General features: G+C 69.7%; 10 protein-coding genes. 6 read left to right on the top strand and 4 right to left on the bottom strand.

The annotated features are described in order from the left end of the window. The first annotated feature begins 107 nt into the window (after positions 1-107). The 3 genes from AC3WLE_RS00440 to treY all read left to right on the top strand — a co-directional run bounded on the left by AC3WLE_RS00440 (position 108) and on the right by treY (position 7,565). A complete protein-coding gene (locus AC3WLE_RS00440) occupies positions 108-2,642 on the top strand; it encodes a glycogen/starch/alpha-glucan phosphorylase (RefSeq protein ID WP_492340427.1) in 2,535 nt (844 codons plus the stop codon). A 229-nt stretch (positions 2,643-2,871) separates the two neighbouring features. Beyond that, complete coding sequence (gene treZ / locus AC3WLE_RS00435; RefSeq protein ID WP_492355725.1) at positions 2,872-4,878, top strand: malto-oligosyltrehalose trehalohydrolase; 2,007 nt, start codon at positions 2,872-2,874, stop codon at positions 4,876-4,878. Beyond that, complete coding sequence (gene treY, locus AC3WLE_RS00430) at positions 4,878-7,565, top strand: malto-oligosyltrehalose synthase (protein ID WP_492355724.1); 2,688 nt, start codon at positions 4,878-4,880, stop codon at positions 7,563-7,565. The genes treZ and treY overlap by 1 nt, the downstream gene beginning before the upstream one ends. 32 nt (positions 7,566-7,597) lie before the next feature. Here treY and AC3WLE_RS00425 read toward each other — a convergent pair whose 3' ends face one another. Next, positions 7,598-8,233, bottom strand: a complete 636-nt coding sequence (locus AC3WLE_RS00425; protein WP_492316886.1) for a malto-oligosyltrehalose synthase — start codon at positions 8,231-8,233, stop codon at positions 7,598-7,600. A 418-nt stretch (positions 8,234-8,651) separates the two neighbouring features. On the opposite strand from AC3WLE_RS00425, the gene AC3WLE_RS00420 reads away from it, so the two are divergent. Genes AC3WLE_RS00420 through AC3WLE_RS00410 form a run of 3 tightly spaced genes read left to right on the top strand, consistent with a single transcriptional unit; the run spans position 8,652 to position 9,696 of the window. Then, positions 8,652-9,017 carry a BON domain-containing protein gene (locus tag AC3WLE_RS00420; protein ID WP_010814552.1) on the top strand — a complete coding sequence of 122 codons (366 nt, stop codon included), beginning with the start codon at positions 8,652-8,654 and terminating at the stop codon, positions 9,015-9,017. A gap of 34 nt (positions 9,018-9,051) precedes the next feature. Next, positions 9,052-9,282 carry a hypothetical protein gene (locus AC3WLE_RS00415; RefSeq protein ID WP_010814553.1) on the top strand — a complete coding sequence of 77 codons (231 nt, stop codon included), beginning with the start codon at positions 9,052-9,054 and terminating at the stop codon, positions 9,280-9,282. A gap of 30 nt (positions 9,283-9,312) precedes the next feature. Further along, positions 9,313-9,696, top strand: coding sequence for a hypothetical protein (locus AC3WLE_RS00410; protein WP_010814554.1), 384 nt, complete (start codon positions 9,313-9,315; stop codon positions 9,694-9,696). Positions 9,697-9,798: 102 nt separating this feature from the next. Here AC3WLE_RS00410 and AC3WLE_RS00405 read toward each other — a convergent pair whose 3' ends face one another. The 3 genes from AC3WLE_RS00405 to uvrA all read right to left on the bottom strand — a co-directional run bounded on the left by AC3WLE_RS00405 (position 9,799) and on the right by uvrA (position 16,997). Further along, positions 9,799-10,659: an endonuclease/exonuclease/phosphatase family protein gene (locus AC3WLE_RS00405; protein ID WP_492316885.1), complete on the bottom strand. Its 861-nt coding sequence runs from the start codon at positions 10,657-10,659 to the stop codon at positions 9,799-9,801. A 24-nt stretch (positions 10,660-10,683) separates the two neighbouring features. Next, entirely contained in the window at positions 10,684-11,034 is a 351-nt protein-coding gene (locus AC3WLE_RS00400) for an endonuclease (protein ID WP_492316884.1), read from the bottom strand. Positions 11,035-11,135: 101 nt separating this feature from the next. Beyond that, positions 11,136-16,997, bottom strand: a complete 5,862-nt coding sequence (gene uvrA / locus AC3WLE_RS00395; RefSeq protein WP_492355723.1) for an excinuclease ABC subunit UvrA — start codon at positions 16,995-16,997, stop codon at positions 11,136-11,138. Between the last annotated feature and the right edge of the window lie 6 nt (positions 16,998-17,003).

Raw genomic sequence — 17,003 nt, 5'->3', positions numbered from 1 at the left:
CGGGTCGCCCGCAATATGTGCCGCTTGCACGACCAGAGCCGCGATCTCGGTGCAGGGATTGCTCCATCCACTAAGCTTGACCCACGCACATGCGCAGGAGCCTCGCCATGAAGGAATCTGTCCGGCCCGAGCATGCCGATGACACCCGTACCGCCCTGTCCGGCGCCAGCCTGCGCCGGGCCTTCCTCGACCACGTCTTCCATACCCAGGGCAAGCTGCCCGGCCACGCCAGCCAGAACGACCTCTACCAGGCAGCGGCGCATACCGTGCGCGACCGCCTGGTGCAGCGCTGGATCAGCACCGCCGAGGCCTACCTGGGACAGCCCTCGCGCACCGTCGCCTACCTGTCGGCGGAATTCCTGATGGGCCCGCACCTGGGCAACAACCTGATCAACCTGGGCATCTTCGACGAGGTGCGCGAGGCCATGGCCGCTGCCGGGCTGGATCTCGACCGCATCCTGGAGCAAGAGGTCGAGCCGGGGCTGGGAAATGGCGGCCTGGGCCGGCTGGCGGCCTGCTTCATGGATTCGCTGGCGACGCTGGAAATCCCCGCGCTCGGCTATGGCATCCGCTACGAGTACGGCATCTTCCAGCAGACCATCATCGACGGCATGCAGGTGGAATCCACCGACACCTGGCTGCGCAACGGCAACCCGTGGGAGATCCAGCGCTCAGAGTGGGCCGTGCAGGTGCGCCTGGGCGGCCACACCGAGCACTACACCGACGACCGCGGCCACTACCGCGTGCGCTGGGTGCCGGCCAAGACCGTGGTGGGCGTGCCGTTCGACTCGCCGATCCTGGGCTACCGCGTCAATACCGTGAACACCCTGCGGCTGTGGCGCGCGGACGCCACCGAGGCCTTCGACTTCCATACCTTCAACCGCGGCGACTACCTGGGCGCGGTCAGCAAGAAGGTCACTTCCGAGAACCTGACCAAGGTCCTCTACCCCAACGACGAGACCAGCCAGGGCAAGGAGCTGCGGCTGGAGCAGCAATACTTCTTCGTCGCCTGTTCGCTGCAAGACATGCTGCGACTGCTCGCCGTCGACGGCATCCCGGTGACGCGCTTCCACGAGAAGTTCGCGGTGCAACTGAACGACACCCACCCGGCCGTGGGCATTGCCGAGCTGATGCGGCTGCTTGTCGACGACCATGACCTGGCCTGGAACGAGGCCTGGCACATCACGCAGAATGCCTTTGCCTACACCAACCACACGCTGCTGCCCGAGGCGCTGGAGCAGTGGCCGCTGCCGCTGTTTGCCCGTGTGCTGCCGCGCCATCTCGAGATCATCCTGGAGATCAACGCGCGCTTGCTGGACGAGGTGCGGATCCGCTTCTACGGCGACGAATCGCGCCTGGCGCGGCTGTCGCTGATCAATGAGCACGGCGAACGGCATGTGCGCATGGCCAACCTGGCGTGCGTGGGCAGCCACGCCATCAACGGTGTGGCCGAGCTGCACTCAAGGCTGATGCGCGAGGACGTGCTCAAGGATTTCTACGAGATGTGGCCGGAGAAGTTCACCAGCATCACCAATGGCGTGACGCCGCGGCGCTGGCTGGCGCTGTCCAACCCGCGTCTGACGCGGCTGGTGTCGGAGGCGATCGGCGACGGCTGGATCTCCGACCTGGCGCAGCTCCGCGCGCTCGAGCCGTATGCCGAGGACGCGGGCTTTCGCGAACAATGGCAGGCCGCGCGGCACCAGAACAAGGTAGCGCTGGCCGAGCTGGTCCGCGACACCACCGGCGTGGTGGTGGACCCGTCCTCCATGTTCGATGTGATGGTCAAGCGCATCCACGAATACAAGCGCCAGCACCTGGCGGTGCTGCATGTGATCGCGCTGTACCACCGCATCAAGTCCGACCCCGGCACCGAGATCCAGCCGCGCACCTTCCTGTTCGGCGGCAAGGCGGCGCCGGGCTACGCCTATGCCAAGCTGATGATCCGCTTCATCACCTCGGTGGCCGACGTGGTCAACCGCGACCCGCAGGTGCGCGACCGGCTCAAGGTGGTGTTCCTGCCCAACTTCAATGTCACCTACGGGCAGCGCATCTACCCGGCGGCCGACCTGGCCGAGCAGATCTCGCTGGCGGGCAAGGAAGCGTCCGGCACCGGCAACATGAAGTTCGCGATGAATGGCGCGCTCAATATCGGCACCATGGACGGCGCCAATATCGAGCTGCGCGAAGCCGTGGGCAACGACAACTTCTTCCCGTTCGGACTGACCGCGCCGGAGGTCTATGCGCTGCGTGCCAGCGGCTACGACCCTGCCGCCTACTACCACAGCAACCCGCAGCTGCGCGCAGTGATCGACCTGGTCCAGCAGGGCTTCTTCTCGCGCGGGGACCCGGGGCTGTTCCGTCCGCTGTTTGACCCGCAGCAGAGGCACGACCCCTACCTGCTGATGGCCGACTTCGCCTCCTACATCGAGTGCCAGGAGAAAGTCTCCCAGGCCTTTGCCGAACCGGCGCGCTGGCAACGCATGTCGGTGCTGTCGTGCGCGCGCTCCGGGCGCTTTTCATCGGACCGGGCGATCCGCGAGTATTGCGAGCGCATCTGGCACATCGAGCCGGTGCCGGTGCGGCTGCTGCACCGCGCCAGCGGTGCGCCCTGGCAGGCTGAATCTCCGGTGCGCGCCGCGTAAGCGACGTGACGGGCACTGCGGGCGTGGGCTAGCGCACGTCCGCACTGCGCGGGAAGTTTCTACAATGGCCCATGTAACCAAGCCCGCGCTGGCGGCTACGCCCCGCCAGCATGCGCCCTCGCAAAGCGTTGTTCCGTGGGCATGGAGTTCGCGTTGGACACAAGGACCGGCCATCCGGCCGGCTCTCCCTTTGCACGTTCCACAGCTGTTCCGAAGCCAGGAGCCGAATTTGCACGCCAATCCGTTTCTTCTCGCCCCCGGCGCCCGCTCCGCCACGCCCAACCTGGCCCCGCACGACTGCTTTGCGGCGCCCGCTGCCGTCGGGCAGCCAGGCCTGCCAGGCTACGACGAACCTGCGCACGATTACCTGTTCGGGCCGGCTTGGCTGCCAGACGGCCGCGTGCGGTTCCGGCTGTGGGCTCCGGACGCAGCCGAGCAAGGCCAGGCGGTACGGCTGGAGATCGCCGGGCTCGGTCCGGTGCACATGGCGGCCGGCGCCAACGGCTGGTTCGAGGCCATCGTTGCGTGCAGCAAGGGGGCACGCTACTGGTTCCGGCTTGACGACGGCACCACCGTGCCCGACCCGGCCTCGCGCTGCCAGGCCGACGATGTGCACGGGCCCAGCATCGTGCCCGCGCCCGACGCCGCCGGCGCCTTTGCGTGGGCCTGTCCGGACTGGCGCGGGCGCCCCTGGCATGAAGCCATCGTCTATGAGTTGCACGTGGGCCTGTGCGGCGGCTTTGCCGGCACGGCGCAGCAGCTGCCGCGGCTGGCGGCGCTGGGCTTCACCGCGGTCGAGCTGATGCCAGTGGCGGAATTCCCCGGCGCGCGCAACTGGGGCTATGACGGCGTGCTGCCGTTCGCGCCCGAGTCCGCCTACGGCACCCCGGATGAACTGCGCGCGCTGGTGGACCGCGCCCACCAGCTCGGCATGATGGTGCTGCTGGACGTGGTCTACAACCACTTCGGGCCCGAGGGCAACTACCTGCACCGCTACGCCAGCGCGTTCTTCCGCGCAGACCGGCAGACCCCGTGGGGGCCGGCCATCGATTTCCGCCGGCCGCAGGTGCGGCGCTTCTTCACCGAGAACGCGCGCTACTGGCTGGAGCAGTTCCGCTTCGACGGCCTGCGCCTGGACGCCGTGCACGCGATCGAGGACGAAGGCTGGCTGGCGGCGCTGCCCGGCGAGCTGCGCACCACGCTGGCCGAAGGCGACGGCGCCAGCCGCCATCTGCACCTGGTGCTGGAAAACGACAACAACGATGCCGAACTGCTGGCCAAGGGCTACGACGCACAATGGAACGATGACGCCCACCATGCCCTGCACGTGCTGCTGACCGGCGAGGGCGACGGCTACTACTGCGACTACACCCGCTGCGCCGATGAGGGCGAGGATGCGCCTGCGGGGCGCGGCGAGCCCGCGCTGCGCCACCTTGCGCGCGTGCTGGGCGAAGGCTTTGCCTACCAGGGCGAGTTGTCGGCGCACCGCTCTGCCGCCGCGCCGGGCGTGCCGTCAAGCGCGGACAGCGTGCGCCGCGGCCAGCCCAGCGCGCACCTGCCGCCCACGGCCTTCGTCTGCTTCCTGCAGAACCACGACCAGACCGGCAACCGCGCACTGGGCGACCGGCTGGCCGGCCTGGCGGACCGCAATGCGCTGCGCGCAGCGGTGGCGCTGCAGCTGCTGTGCCCGCAGGTGCCGCTGGTGTTCATGGGCGAGGAAACCGGCACGCAGCGGCCCTTCCTCTACTTCACCAGCCACCCGCCCGAACTGGCGCAGGCCGTGCGCGACGGCCGGCGCCGCGAGTTTGCGGCTTCCGCGGCATTCCGCGACGATGCGCGCGCCGCGGCCATCCCCGACCCCAACGACCCGGCCACCTTCGAGGCGTCGCGCCCCGAGCTGGAAGACGACGGCGACTGGACCCCGTACTACCACGAGCTGCTCGCGGTGCGCCGCCGTGAACTGCTGGACCGGCTGGCCGGCTGCCAGTCGGCCGGTGTCGATATCCTGGGGCCGGCCGCGCTGTGCGCACGCTGGCGGCTGATGGACGGCATGGAGCTGAGCCTGTGGCTGAACCTGGGCAGCGAAGCCGTGCCATGCATGCGGCCATGCCACGACATGAGCGCGGCGCTGCATGAAAGCCTGCCCGGCGCCGCGGCCGAGCTGTCCGCCGGCATGCTGCCGCCGCTGGCCTGCGTCGCCACCATGTGCGAGCCCGCAGCGGCGCGCGCCAGATAATGCCCGCCGGCTTGCCGGAATCCCTGCCAGGCGGTCATGGCGATGGCGGCGACCATGACCTGCCCCGCGCCACCGCCCGGCTGCAGCTGCACCCGGGCTTCACCTTTGCCGATGCCGCCGCCGTGGTCGACTACTACGCCGCGCTCGGCGTCAGCCACCTGTACCTGTCGCCAGTGTGCGGCGCGCGCCCGGGCTCCAGCCACGGCTACGATGTCACCGACTTCACCCGCGTGCGCGACGAGCTGGGCGGCGAGCCCGGCCTGAAGGCGCTGGCCGGGCGCGCCCGCGCCGCCGGCCTCGGCCTGGTGCTGGACATCGTGCCCAACCACATGGCAGCCGACCCCACCCACAACCACTGGTGGCGCGACGTGCTGACCCACGGACGCGCCAGCCGCTGCGCCGCCAGCTTCGACATCGACTGGACCCCGCGCGACCCCGCCCTGCATGGCAAGGTCCTGCTGCCGATGCTGGGCCAGTCCTACTGGGACACGCTGGTGGCGGGCGAGCTGCAATGGGTGCCTGCAAGCGCCGGCGATGCCGCCCACCTGCGCTACTTCGAGCACTCGCTGCCGCTGGCGCCGGGCAACGTGGATGCCGCCGCCGCAACCCAGCCCGGCTGGTACGACCCCACGCAGGCCGAAGGCCGCACCCGGCTGCACGCACTGCTGGAGCGCCAGCACTACCGGCTGGCCTGGTGGCGCACCGCCGCCGCGGCACTGAACTGGCGGCGCTTTTTCGAGATCAGCGATCTCGTCGGCGTGCGCGAGGAAGACCCGCAGGTATTCGACGCCGTCCACGCGCTGGTCTTCCGCCTGCTGCGCGAAGGCTGGATCGACGGCGTGCGTGTCGATCATGTCGACGGCCTGGCCGATCCTGCCGGCTACTGCCGCCGGCTGCGCGCCGAACTGGACCGGCACGCCGCCGCGCGCCCGCCGTTGCTGCGGCTGGCGCACCCGTGGCTGGTGGTCGAGAAGATCCTGGGCCCGCGCGAACGGCTGGCGCCGGACTGGCAGGTGGATGGCACCACGGGCTACGACTTCATGGACGACGTTGCCGCCGTGCTGCACGATGGCAACGGCGAGGCGCCGCTGGGCGCGCTGTGGACGTCGGCCAGCGGCGATGCGCGCCCGTATGCCGCCCATGTCGCGGCGGCACGGCGCCAGGTGCTGGAGCGTCACCTGGTGACCGAGTACGAAGGCGCCGCCGCCTGCCTGCACGACTGCGCGAAGCAGGAGCCCGGCACGCGCGACCTGACACGTGCGGCGCTGCGGCGCGCGCTGGCCGCGCTGATGGCGGCGGTGCCCGTCTACCGCAGCTACTTTGACGCGCAACCCGGCGCACGCGACGCCTCGGCCGCACAGGCCGACCACGCCATGCTGGACCAGGCCATGCAGGCGGCGCGCGCCGAGCTCGCCCCGGACGAGGCCGTGGCACTGGCCTTTATCGGCGGCTGCCTGCGCACGCCAGCCCCGCCCGACAGCGAAACCGGCGTGCTGCGCCGCCGCCTGCAGCAACTGATGCCCGCCCTGGCAGCCAAGGCCGGCGAAGACACAGCGTTCTACCGCTACGGGCGGCTGCTGTCGCGCAACGAGGTGGGCAGCGACCCCGGCACGCTGGCGCTGCCGCCGGCGCAGTTCCACGCGCGCATGGCGGCGCGGCGCATGGCCTGTCCTCATGCCATGCTGGCCACTGCGACCCACGACCACAAGCGCGGCGAGGACACACGCATGCGCCTGGCCGTGCTGAGCGAGATGCCCGACGCCTGGGCGGATGCCGTGGCGGCATGGGAACGCGCCTGCGCACCGCTGCTGTCGACGCTGCCGCAGGCCCCGGACCCCGGCGACCGCCTGATGCTGTACCAGACCCTCGTCGGCGCGTGGCCGATGGAGGACATCGGCAAGCCTGCAGGCGGCAACACCGTCGAGGCCTTCCTGGAGCGCGTGTCCGCGTGGCAGCTCAAGGCCATCCGCGAAGCCAAGCGCCACGGCAACTGGACCTGCCCCGACGCAGCCTACGAAGCCGCGTGCGAGGGCTTACTGCGCGCCATCGCGGCGGACTGGCCATTGGGTCTGCTGGCGCATATCGGCCAGTTTGCGCAGCACATTGCCGTGGCCGGCGCCGTCAACAGCCTGGCACAGGTGCTGGTCCAGCTGACCGCACCAGGCATCCCCGACCGCTACCAGGGATGCGAAGGCTGGGACCTGAGCCTGGTGGACCCCGACAACCGGCGCCCGCCCGATTTTGCGCAACTGCGCGCGCGCCTGGGCTGCAGCGCCGGCTGGGCCCACTGGCTGGCGCACTGGCGCGACGGGCGCATCAAGCAGCAGCTGATACGCCAGGTGCTGGCAGTACGCCACGCCCATCCCCGGCTCTTTGCCGACGGGCAATACAGCATGCTGGCGGCGCAAGGCGCGCTGGTGCCGCAGGTGCTGGCCTTTGCCCGCACCGCGGATGCGCACCAGGCCATCACCGTGGTGACGCGGCTGGCGGCCTCGCAGGTCGACCCGACCATCCCGCGCATCCCGCCCGCGGGCTGGGGCGACACCACCCTGAACGTGAGTGCGCCGCAGCCGAGCCGCTGGACCGATGCGCTGACCGGCCATGTGCTGGACGCACCCATGGGCCGGCTGCGCCTGCGCGAGGTGCTGGGCGGCTTGCCGGTGGCGCTGCTGTTGCGCCAGCCGTAAGCGGCCCCGGGGCAGCGCGAACGCTCGCGGCCTCAGGACTTCTGCACCGCCGTGTGCAACACGATCGGCGTCAGCGGGCCGTGGTGATGGCGTGGCGTGCCATGCGGCACCGCCTGGCCGTGCTGCGGCGGCTGCGCGCCGTCGTGCGGACCACGCCTTGCCTGGCCGGGCGAAGCGCCGCGTTCCTGCGGCAGGTAGGGCCGGATCACGACGGCAACGTAATCGTCCTCCTTGGGCGTGACGACGATATACGCCAGGCCCGACATCACCAGGCCGACCTCACCCAGCTCGGTCGCGATGCGCGCCACGATAAAGCGCTGCAGCAGCAGCGGGTTGACGCTGTCGTCAATCGCAAGCGCGGCCGTGCAGATGGTCAGGAAGCAGCGCTCGACCTCGCGGCACACCACCACCACCTCATCGATGGCGTAGCCCGAGCGGCTGGCGCGCACCAGCACCGACACCCCCGAGCTGGGCGCGGCGCGGTGCCAGCCCGGCTTGACCTTGAAGCTGGGCAGGGCCAGGCCGGAGCCGGTGTCGTGGGCCACGGTATTGAAGCGCTGGGCGAAGTCCGTGGGCGTCATCGCAAGCAGCTGGCGCTCCACCGGCGCCGAAGACACCGAGACGGACGAGGCCAGGACGACGGTGGACAGGATGCTGGCTAGGTTCATGACTACCTCGCAACGGATGAGCCGCTCCCCCCGGCTGCGCTGTCGGGCCCGGCGGCACGCGGCGCACAGGGGGCCGCCGCGGCATGGGGCCGGCGTTGCGGGCTGTGCTCGCCGGCACTTGCCGCTCGCCAGTTTTTGCCAGCATTTCCTCCACTATAGACACGACGGCACGCAATCACACGACGGCGCAAGCATCGCGCCGGTCATGCCGCGGCGGGCGCTGGCAGGCCGCACATGCAGTTTCTGCCGCGGCTGTAAAAACTACGCCGTGTGCGCCGAACCGGCAGCGTCGCAAGCCGCACAGGACCCAGCCCCGCACCGGCGGCGCCGGCGCCGGCGCCAGGAACGGAGCTTGCAGGTCCAAGGCAGATGCGGTGCAGGAATCGCCCTGCCCGCTGCCAAGTACAGGAGGATCGTCATGACACCACGCTTCCGCATCGCCCGCCTGGCGCTGCCTCTGGCGGTGCTGGCGATGGCCGCCTCCCAGGCCGTTGCGGCCGCCCCGACCGATGCGCCGGCGGCGCCGTCTTCAACGGGCCGCACGGCCGCGCCGCGCGACACAGCAGCCGCCAGCGACCGCGCCATCACTGCCGAAGTCCAGGCCCGCCTGGCCAACGCGCGCACGCTGGACCCCGCCAGGATCCGCGTATCCACCACTGACGGCGTGGTCAAACTGGAAGGCACCGTGCGCGACGATAAACAGCGTACGATGGCAATGGAACTGGCTCGTTCGGTGCGCGGCGTGAGCGCCGTATCCGACGAGCTGCGCGCCGGCACCGACTGACCGGCAGCGCCATGCCAACCTCCGTGGAGACGCCATGAGCACCCATCGCCAGCCCGACCATGACACCACGCGACGCCGCAGCGAGCGTCCCGACCCGCACAAGGGCGGCCCCGACACCGAACATGAACGGGGCAAGCCCGGGCGCGACCGCCGCCACGATGTCGAGCGCGAGCATGACATCCCGGACGAGAACACCGAGCCGCCTTCAGTCAGGCGCCGCGGCGACAGGCCCGATGACAGCGAAGCGCCAGTGGAGAACCACTGAATCCGCCGAGCCAACCGAACAGGAGGCACGATGAGCAAGACCGTACGTACCCACCGTATCGGCCCACGCCACGGTGACCGCGTGGGCGGCACCGCGCCGGCGCCGCGCGAAGGCGCGCAGGCTTCCGCCGGCCGCCGTTCGCGCGAGAACACCGCGTCCGGTGCCGCGCGCGCCGACGCGGGCCATATCCCGAGCACGCTCGACCCCGATCTCGAACAGGAAACCGACGATATCGATGAAGAAATCGAGCAACGCGAGAATGAGGCCCACACCGCGCAGGATGAGGAAAGCCCGGAGGAAGAGATCGCCGATGAAGTGATGCATGCCGCCGAAGACCTGCCGGCCGAAGTGCCGGTCGACAAGGCCGACCACACCGATGAGCGCGAGGAACGCCCACCCCGCGCACCGCGTTAGCTAGCGCCCGGCAAGGACGTATCCGTGCGGCAAGACGAACGGGGCCCCGGTGCGCCCGGAACCCCCGTCTTGATCCGGCCGGGACGCTCATCAAAGCTACCACTATGTCGTACTGAGGTCTCCACCGTCATACTGCGGCGCTGCGGGCACCTCAAAGCGAGCCAGCAGCGGCAGGTGGTCGGAGGCCACGCGCGCCAGCGGCGAACGGTGGCTGGCCACCGACACCAGGTGCGCGCGCGGCGACACCCAGATGCGATCGAGGGCAAACACCGGCCAGCGCGACGGGAAGGTGGCGGTGTGCGGCGTATGCTCGAAATACGCATGCAGCCAGCGCAACGGCCGGCCCCACAGGAACCATTCATTGACGTCACCGAGCAGGATGGTCGGCAACGGCGGCGCGGCGGCCACGTAGTTGAGCAACTGCTGCACCTGGCGCCGGCGCTCACCGGGGCGCAGGCCCAGGTGGGTGGCAATCACGCGCAGCGCGCTCTCCCAGCCCGACGCCGTGCACGCCAGCGTGACATCGATGGCACCGCGCGGCTCGCAGCCCTTCACCGTCAGGTCGATCTGGTTCACCGCCTGCGGCGCAAAGCGCGCCAGCAGCGCATTGCCATAGTCGGCATTGCCGCGCACGCGCGTAAATCCAGAGACCACGTGCATGCCGGTATGGCCGGCCAGGTATTCCAGGGTATGGTCGTTGCTGCTGCCGGATTCCACTTCCTGCAGCGCGACGATATCGGCGTCCAGTTCCTCCAGCACCGCTGCGATGCGGTCAGGCCGATAGCGGCGGTCCGTGCCCACGGCGCGGTGGATGTTGTAACTGACCACCGTCATGCTGGCGATGCCGGCCGCGTCCGCCGCGCAGTGCAGCCCTGCCCGTGCGCTGGCGACCGCAGGCGTGTCGCCAGGGTCACGCGCCTGGGCAGGATTTACAAGAGACGGTAAGTCCGGTTGCATTCGCATGGCCGGCAGCGCTGGCCGCTAGGCTCAGGCGCCATCCAGGAACTCGTTCGGCTTGCCGATGCGGCGGCCCAGGTCGGGGGTTTCCCAACGTGCGCCCTCCATGTATGGATCCGGGGTGCGCTGCATGGTCGTGCCAGGCACGCCAGGCTGCGCCGGCACGGTCGAAGGCTGGGCCTCTGGCGCGGGTGCCAGGTCGGTCCGGGTGGGTGCGTTGGCACCCTGGCTGTACGGGTCGAACTTGTCAGTGCTGCGCGCGCCTTGCGAATACGGGTCATAGGTGCCGCGCGGCGTGCCTGGCGCCTGCGCCAGGGCGGGGATTGCGGCAGCGGCCAGGGCCACCGCTGCAAGAAGTCGGCTGGGGTGGATATGCTTCATGGTTACCTCCGTTTGCACGCGATGTGCGCGCCAGTAGCCATGGTCAAGCGAAAGACGTGCCCGTACGCCCTTCGCCGCCCCGATTCATGCGCCACTCACCCTTACGCGATGCCCACTTTCCCGGCCTCGGCATTGCCCCGCGCCAGCACCGGCACCAGTGCCGCGCCGGTATGGCTGGCCGCGTTGCGCGACAAGGCCTCCGGATCGGCCGCGCCGACGATGGCGCCGCCGCCCGCGCCGCCTTCGGGGCCAAGGTCGATGATCCAGTCGGCCTCGGCAATCACGTCGAGGTCATGCTCGATCACCACCACGCTGTGCCCGCCGTCCGTGAGCCGGTGCAGCACGCGGATCAGGCGCGCCACGTCGGCCATGTGCAGGCCCACGGTGGGCTCGTCCAGCACGTACAGCGTATGCGGCGCCTTCTGGCCGCGGCGCGTGATGTCGTCGCGCACCTTGCTCAGTTCAGTCACCAGCTTGATGCGCTGCGCCTCGCCGCCGGACAGTGTTGGCGACGGCTGGCCCAGCGTCAGGTAGCCCAGGCCCACGTCCTTCATCAGTTGCAGCGGATGGGCGATGTTCGACATGGCCGAGAAGAACTCCACCGCCTCGTCGATCTCCATCGTCAGCACGTCGCCGATATTCTTGCCGCGCCAGGTGACCGCCAGGGTCTCGGGGTTGAAGCGCTGGCCGTGGCAGACATCGCACGGCACCTTCACGTCCGGCAGGAAGCTCATGCCGATGGTGCGCACGCCCTGCCCTTCGCATGCCGGGCAGCGCCCGTCGCCGGTATTGAACGAGAAACGCGACGCCGTGTAGCCGCGCGCGCGCGCTTCCAGCGTATCGGCAAAGAGCCTGCGAATGGTGTCCCACACGCCGATATAGGTGGCCGGGCATGAGCGCGGCGTCTTGCCGATCGGGGTCTGGTCCACCTCCAGCACGCGGTCGATCGATTCCCAGCCGGTGACGGCGTCGCAGCCATGCCAGTTGTGCTCGACCTTGAGCGGCTTCCTGGTACTTGACTTGGCTGCCTTGGCCTCATCCTTCGCAGCATTGCGCGCGCGCCGGGTCGCCGGCGACGACAGCACCGAGCGGCCCACCGCGTCGAGCAGGTTGGTCATCAGCACATCGCGCGCCAGCGTGGACTTGCCCGAACCGGACACGCCGGTAATGGCCACCAGCCGCGACAGCGGAATGCGCGCCGTCACCTTGCGCAGGTTATGCAGCGACGCGCCGTGCACGGTCAGCCATTCCGGCGGATCGGCGGGCTTGCCGGCGGCACCGGGCTTCACCTTGCGCCTGGCCTGCAGCGGATGGATGATCGGGTGCGCCAGGAACTGCCCGGTGGTGGAGTCCGGCGCCGCCGACAGGTCGGCCACGCCGCCCTGCGCCACCAGCGTGCCGCCGCGCTTGCCCGCACCGGGGCCGATATCGATGATGTGGTCGGCACGGCGGATGGTATCTTCATCATGCTCGACCACCACCAGCGTATTGCCCTTGTCGCCGAGCTTGCGCAGCGCGTCCAGCAGGATCTGGTTGTCGCGCGGATGCAGGCCGATGGTGGGCTCGTCCAGCACGTAGCAGACGCCCTGCAGGTTGCTGCCCAGCTGCGCGGCCAGGCGGATGCGCTGGGCCTCGCCGCCAGACAGGCTGGGCGCGGCACGGTCCAGGCTCAGGTAGCCCAGCCCCACTTCCTCCAGGAACTGCAGGCGGCTGCCGATCTCGCTGATGACATCGCGGGCGATCTCGGCATCGCGCCCCGTGAGGTGCAGGCCGTCGACCCAGCGGCGGGTATCGGACACGGTCCACTGCGCCACGTCGACGATGGCGTTCTCGTCGAAGGTCACCGCGCGCGCGACCAGGTTCAGGCGCGTGCCGTGGCAGTCCGGGCACGGCGTGTCGACCACGCCTTCGGGCTCCTGCTCTTCCGACGGCAGGCTCTGCTCGCGGCCGCGGTTGTCTTCCACCAGCACGGTATCGTCGAACGCCGCGCGCTGCTCGCGCGTCAGTGCCAGCCCGGTGCCCACGCAGGTGGTGCACCAGCCGTGCTTGCTGTTGTACGAGAACATGCGCGGATCCAGCTCAGGGTAGCTGGTGCCGCACACCGGGCAGGCGCGCTTGGTCGAGAACACCTTGATCTCACCCACATGCGCGGTGCCGCCGTTGTGCATGGCGTGGTGCAGGCCGTCCAGCGGCGCCAGCAGGTGCATCACGCCCTTGCCGGCCTCAAGCGTCTGCGCCAGCAGCGCGCGCAGCTCGGCCTCGTTCTCGGCCGACACCACCAGGTCGCCTACCGGCAGCTCGATGGTGTGCTCGCGGAAGCGGTCCAGCCGCGGCCACGGGTCGACCGGCAGGAATTCGCCATCGACACGCAGGTGCGTATTGCCGCGCGCCTTGGCCCACTTGGCCAGGTCGGTATAGACCCCCTTGCGGTTGACCACCAGCGGCGCCAGCAGCCCCACGTGCTGGCCGCGATGGTCGCGCAGCAGCTGGGCGGCAATCGACTCCGGGCTCTGCGAGGTCACCGGCGCGCCGTCATGCACGCAATGCTGGATGCCCAGCTTGACATACAGCAGGCGCAGGAAGTGCCAGACCTCGGAGGTGGTCGCCACCGTGCTCTTGCGGCCGCCGCGCGACAGGCGTTGCTCGATCGCCACCGTGGGTGGGATGCCGTAGACCGCATCCACCTCGGGCCGGCCCGCCGGCTGCACGATGGAACGCGCATAGGCATTGAGCGACTCCAGGTAGCGGCGCTGGCCTTCGTGGAACAGGATGTCGAAGGCCAGCGTCGACTTGCCCGATCCGGACACACCGGTGACCACGTTGAACTTGCCGTGCGGAATATCGACGTTGAGCGCCTTCAGGTTGTGCTCATGCGCATTGACGATGCGCACCACGTCCTCGCCCTCGACCTCGCGGCGCGCGCGCCGTGCCTGCAGCGCGGCCTGCAGCGGCACGCCTTCGATCTCGGCGCGCTCGGCGGCAAGCGTGCCGGCTTCGCCGAGCGCCGCGTCATAGTGGATCAGCGCCTGGCCGGTATGCGATTCGGCGCAGCGCTTCACGTCTTCCGGGGTGCCGGTGCAGACCACGCGCCCGCCGGCATCGCCGCCCTCGGGGCCAAGGTCGACCAGCCAGTCCGCGGCGCGGATCACGTCCAGGTTGTGCTCGATCACGATCAGCGAATGGCCACCGTCCAGCAGCTTGCCGAAGGCGCGCATCAGCTTGGCGATATCGTCGAAGTGCAGGCCCGTGGTCGGCTCGTCGAACATGAACAGCCGGCGCGGGATGGCGCTGGGCCGGGTCCGCGACGGCGTGGCCTGCGCCGCTTCGGCAAGGAAGCCGGCCAGCTTCAGGCGCTGCGCCTCGCCGCCCGACAGCGTCGGCACCGGCTGGCCCAGCTTCATGTATTCCAGGCCGACATCGACGATGGGCTGCAGCACGCGCAGCACCGCGGGATCGGCGGCAAAGCAGGCGGCCGCTTCGCTGACGGTCAGCTCCAGCACGTCGGCAATGCTCAGCAAGCGCGGCGGCTGGCCGGGCGCGGCACGCTCGATCTTCACTTCCAGCACTTCGGGGCGATAGCGGGTGCCGTCGCAGTCCGGGCAGCGCAGGTAGACATCGCTCAGGAACTGCATCTCGACATGCTCGAAGCCCGAGCCGCCGCAGGTCGGGCAACGCCCGTCGCCCGAGTTGAAGCTGAAGGTGCCCGCGGTGTAGCTGCGCTGCAGCGCCATCGGCGCCTTGGCGAAGAGCTTGCGGATCTCGTCGAACGCGCCCACGTAGCTGGCCGGGTTGGAACGCGCGGTCTTGCCGATCGGCGACTGGTCGACAAAGACCACATCGTCGACCAGGTCCGCGCCGGTCAGCTTGCGGAACGCGCCCGGCGACTCGGTGGCCTTGCCGAAGTGCCGCGCCATGGCCGGATGCAGCACGTCCTGCAGCAGCGTGGACTTGCCCGAACCCGACACGCCGGTCACGCACACCAGCCGCTGCAGCGGGATCTCTACCGTGACGTCCTGCAGATTGTGCTCGGTGGCGCCTGCCAGCACGATGCGCGGCAGCGTGGCATCCACCGGCCGGCGCTGCCAGTGCGAGGCATCGGCCACGCGGCGGCGCCCGCCCAGGTATTCGCCGGTCAGCGTGCCGGCATTGCGGATTTCGGCCGGCGTGCCGTCGAAGATGATATTGCCGCCACGCTCGCCGGGGCCTGGGCCCATGTCGATCAGGCGGTCGGCAGCCAGCATCACGGACGGATCATGCTCCACCACCACCAGCGTGTTGCCCGCATCGCGCAGCCGGTGCATGGCCTCGACAATGCGGTTCAGGTCGCGCGGGTGCAGGCCGATGCTGGGCTCGTCCAGCACGAACAAGGTGTTGACCAGCGAGGTGCCCAGCGCCGTGGTCAGGTTGATGCGCTGCACCTCGCCGCCGGACAGCGTGCGGCTCTGGCGGTCCAGCGTCAGGTAGCCCAAACCCACGTCGCACAGGTATTTCAGGCGCGTGCGCACCTCGGCCAGCAGCAGCTTGAGGGCATCGTCCAGCATCGCGCTGGGCAGGGTCAGCTCGTCGAAGAAACGGCGGATGCGCTCGATCGGCAGCAGCATCAGGTCATGCACGGTCAGGCCGGGCAGCGCCTCCAGCCGGATGCGGTCCCAGTCCACCCCGCGCGGCAGGAAGCGGCGCGGTGGCGCCAGCACGGCGTCGGCATTGTCCTTCGAGCCCAGGCGCCACAGCAGCGACTCGGTCTTCAGGCGTGCGCCGCCGCAGGTTTCGCACGGCGTGTAGCTGCGGTACTTCGACAGCAGCACGCGGATGTGCATCTTGTAGGCCTTCGACTCCAGGTAGTTGAAGAACCGCATCACGCCGTACCAGTGCTTGTTCCACTGGCCGGTCCAGTCCGGCGAGCCATGGATGACCCAGTGGCGCTCGGCCTCGGTCATCTCCGCCCAGGGGGTGTCGCGCGGAATGCCGGCCTTGCCGGCGTAGCGCATCAGGTCGTCCTGGCACTCCTTCCAGGCCGGGGTCTGCATCGGCTTGATCGCGCCCCCGCGCAGCGTCTTGCGCGCGTCGGGGATCACCAGGCCAAGATCGACACCGATCACGCGGCCGAAGCCGCGGCAGGTCTCGCAGGCGCCGTAGGCGGAGTTGAACGAGAACAGCGCCGGCTGCGGGTCCGCATAGCGCAGGTCGCTGTCCGGGCTGTGCAGGCCGGTGGAAAAGCGCCATACGGGGCCCTCGTCGCCGTCAGCCAGCACATAGATGTTGACGCGGCCGCCGCCGCGCTTGAGCGAAGCTTCGATCGCCTCCACCACGCGCACCTTCTCGGCATTGCCGATGCGGAAGCGGTCCGCCACCACATCGAGCAGCTTGCGTGCGCCGGTGGGCGACTGCACCACGCGCTGCGCCTGCACGCGCGTATAGCCGCTGACGGACAGCCACTGCTGGACCTCCTCATCCGTGGCGGACTCGGGCAGCTCGACCGGAAAGGTCACCACGAGCCGCGCATCGTGATGCGGCTGGCCCTCGGCCGTGCGCGCCAGCAGCTCGGCGTAGATGGTTTCGGGCGAGTCATGGCGCACCGGCAGCGCGGTCTGCTTGTCGAACAGCTCCGCCGCGCGCGCGTAGAGCAGTTTCAGGTGGTCGTTCAGCTCCGTCATCGTGCCCACCGTCGAACGCGAGCTGCGCACCGGGTTGGTCTGGTCGATGGCGATGGCAGGCGGCACCCCGTCCACGCGCTCCACCTGGGGCCGGTCCATCCGGTCAAGGAACTGGCGGGCGTAGGCGCTGAAGGTCTCGACGTAGCGGCGCTGGCCTTCGGCATAGAGCGTGTCGAACACCAGGCTGGACTTGCCCGAGCCGGACGGCCCGGTCACCACGGTCATCTCGCCGGGGCGCAGGTCGAGATCGACATTCTTGAGGTTGTGCTGGCGGGCGCCGCGAATGCGGATTAGCTGCTTGCTCGACACGATTTC

The organism is Cupriavidus sp. FW306-1B-F12B (assembly GCF_058781795.1).
The sequence above is the reverse complement of the archived record's forward strand: the minus strand, read 5'-3'. Positions and strand labels throughout refer to the sequence as shown.